Source organism: Kitasatospora sp. NPDC093558 (assembly GCF_040683475.1).
Taxonomy (GTDB): Bacteria; Actinomycetota; Actinomycetes; order Streptomycetales; family Streptomycetaceae; genus Kitasatospora.
Genome location: NZ_JBFBDY010000770.1, coordinates 1 through 2,669, shown reverse-complemented (window position 1 = coordinate 2,669; position 2,669 = coordinate 1). Strand labels below are relative to the sequence as shown.

Below are 2,669 nucleotides of genomic sequence, written 5' to 3'. Positions count from 1 at the left end.
GGGTGTCGGCGGTGACGGTGAACACGCCGCCGTCCCAGCGCGCCCGCCGGCCCGCGCGGCGCGGGCGGGCCGGGCGGGTGCGCGGCGGTGCGGAGGCGAGCACGACGTGCGCGTTCGTCCCGCCCATGCCGAAGCTGGACACCCCGGCGAAGGACTCGCCGGCCGGCAGCCGCAGCGGGGCCTTCAGCAGCTTCAGGCCCCGGTCGGCCAGCCGCAGCTGCCGGTTCTCCCGGTCGGCGTACCGGCTCGCGGGCACCACCCGGTGGTGCAGCGCGAGGGCGGCCTTGATCAGCCCGGCGATGCCGGCCGCGCCCTCGGTGTGGCCGATGTTGCCCTTGACCGAGCCGATCGCGCAGGGCGCGGGCCGCTCGACGCCGTGGACGGTGCCGAGCGCGGCGCACTCGATGGCGTCGCCGAGCAGCGTGCCGGTGCCGTGGGCCTCGACGAAGGCCACCCGACCGGGGGTGATCCCGGCCCGGCGGTGGGCCTGTTCGAGGACCTTCTGCTGGGACCACCGGTTGGGCGCGGTGACGCCGTTGCTGCGCCCGTCGTGGCTGACCGCGCTGCCCCGCACGACGGCGTACACCCGCTGCCCGTCGGCGACGGCGTCCGCGAGGCGGCGCAGCACGACCACGCCCACGCCGTCGCTGCGTCCGATGCCGTTCGCGTCGGCGCTGAACGGGCGGCAGCGGCCGTCCGGGGAGCCGACGCCGAGGCGCTCGTACACGAGCCCGAGGACGGGCGAGAGCACGAGGTTGACCCCGCCCGCGAGCGCGGTGTCGCACTCGCCCGCGCGCAGGGCGTTGGCCGCGAGGTGCACGGCGACGAGCGAGGACGAGCACGCGGTGTCCACGGCCATGCTCGGGCCGGTCAGGTTGAGGTGGTACGAGATCCGGTTGGCGGTCATCGCGGCGCTGGTGCCGGAGCCGTCCTGCGGGCGGATCCGGTCGGGGTCGGCCATGGTGAGCCGTCCCCACTCGCCGCCCATCACGCCCGCGTAGACGCCGGTGCCGGTGCCGGCCAGCGCGGCCGGCGACACCCCGGAGTCCTCGATGGCGCGCCAGGCGCACTGGAGCAGCAGCCGGTGGTGCGGGTCCATGGCGGCGGCCTCGCGCGGGGCGATGGAGAAGAACTCGTCGTCGAAGGCGTCCGCGTCGGCGATCAGCCCGCCGGGCGGCAGGCCGGGGAAGGCGGCGCGGTCCCAGCGGGCACCGGCCGCCGCCCCGGCGGCGTCGGCGCCCCGCATCAGGACGTCCCAGTAGGCCTCGGGACCCCCGGCCCCGGGAAAGGCGCAGTCGAGCCCGACGACGGCGATGCCGTCGCTCAACGCACTCCCTCCCCGGCGGCCGTGGGCAGGTCGGCCAGCACCTGGCCCAGGTAGCCGAGCAGGCTCTCGATCGTCGGGTAGTCCCACAGCAGGGTCGGCTCGACGTCGAGGCCGAACTCCTCCTCCAGGTCGCCGCAGAGGCTGAGGGCCTGGACGGAGTCCATGCCGTACTCGGCGAGCGGCACGGTGGGCTGGATGCTGATCGCGGGCCGGCGCAGGTACATCGCCACTCGTGCCGACAGCCACTCGGGCAGGGGCACGCCCGGGGTCACGGCCGGCAGGCGGTAGGGGGCGGTCATCGCAGGGCTCCTTGTCGGGCGGGTTGTCTCACCATCGAGGACGGGCTCGTCGGGCCGGGCTCCTCGGGCCGGCTCGTCGGGTCAGCCGGATACCGGCGTGTTCCAGAGGTCGTAGCTGTGCCGGGCGCTGTACCGGATCCGGACCTCCTGCCGGATCCGGGCCTCGCAGCCGGGCGGCAGGGCGGGCACCTTCGGGGTGAGCCGCCTGGCCACCTTGTGCAGGGCGGCGGCGGCCCAGGACGGGTCGGCGAGGAAGGGGTCGTCGCCGTCCCCGGCGTGCCGCCAGACGCCGAGCACCGAGGCCCCGGCCAGCAGCAGCGCGTACCGGTCGACGAGGGCGAAGCCGGCCACGTCGCGCGCGGCCGGGCGGCCCTCCAGCTCGATCACCTGGTCCCGCAGTTCGCGGAACTGGTCGGCCAGCAGGGCGACCAGTTCCCGCAGCGCGGCGAGCACGTCGTCCCGTCCGGCGGCCTCCCGCGGCACGCCGGCCAGCAGTTCGGCGCTCACGCTGTCGCGCCCGCAGGCCAGGTCCAGCCGCTCGGTACGCAGCGGCGGCAGCGGGTCGCGCAGCCGGAACAGCGCGGCCGGGGCCGGCTCCTGCGCGCCCCACGAGCGCCGGGCCAGCCACGGCAGCTGCGGGATCACGGTGGCCTGGCAGGCGACCGTCCCGGCATGGCCGAGGCTCAGCACCGGGACGTCCCGCAGGTGCTTCTGGAAGATCCCGAGGCTGCCCTCGCGCGCGTAGATGCCCGAGCCGAGGACGGTCGACAGCTCGTACATCGTCTCGATCAGCACCCGGGGCAGCAGGTACTTGAGCGTCGCCGAGTAGACGCTGGTCTGCTCGGGCAGCAGGTGCAGGGCGCGCAGCGCGACGGTGGCGAAGGCGTCGTACAGCAGCAGGTTGACGAAGGCTCCGGCGACGGCCGTGTCGGTGCGGGCCGCCCGGGCCGAGCCCCAGCCGCCCGGCCGGTGCGCCTGGTCGAAGCCGGCCGCGGTGCGCAGCACGGTGTCCACGGCGCCGACCGCGAGCGCGGACATCACCG

The 2,669-nt window shown here is 76.1% G+C and carries 2 protein-coding genes and 1 pseudogene; all 3 read right to left on the bottom strand.

Annotation, left to right across the window (positions count from 1 at the left end; translation table 11 throughout):
- Positions 1-1,327 (bottom strand): polyketide synthase (locus tag AB0O00_RS34970; RefSeq protein ID WP_363658729.1); only part of this gene is annotated, 1,327 nt, incomplete at its 3' end.
- Positions 1,324-1,626: an acyl carrier protein gene (locus AB0O00_RS34965; protein WP_363658727.1), complete on the bottom strand. Its 303-nt coding sequence runs from the start codon at positions 1,624-1,626 to the stop codon at positions 1,324-1,326. The genes AB0O00_RS34965 and AB0O00_RS34970, both read right to left, overlap by 4 nt.
- A gap of 81 nt (positions 1,627-1,707) precedes the next feature.
- Positions 1,708-2,669 (bottom strand): annotated as a pseudogene (locus AB0O00_RS34960) (acyl-CoA dehydrogenase); the annotation flags it as partial.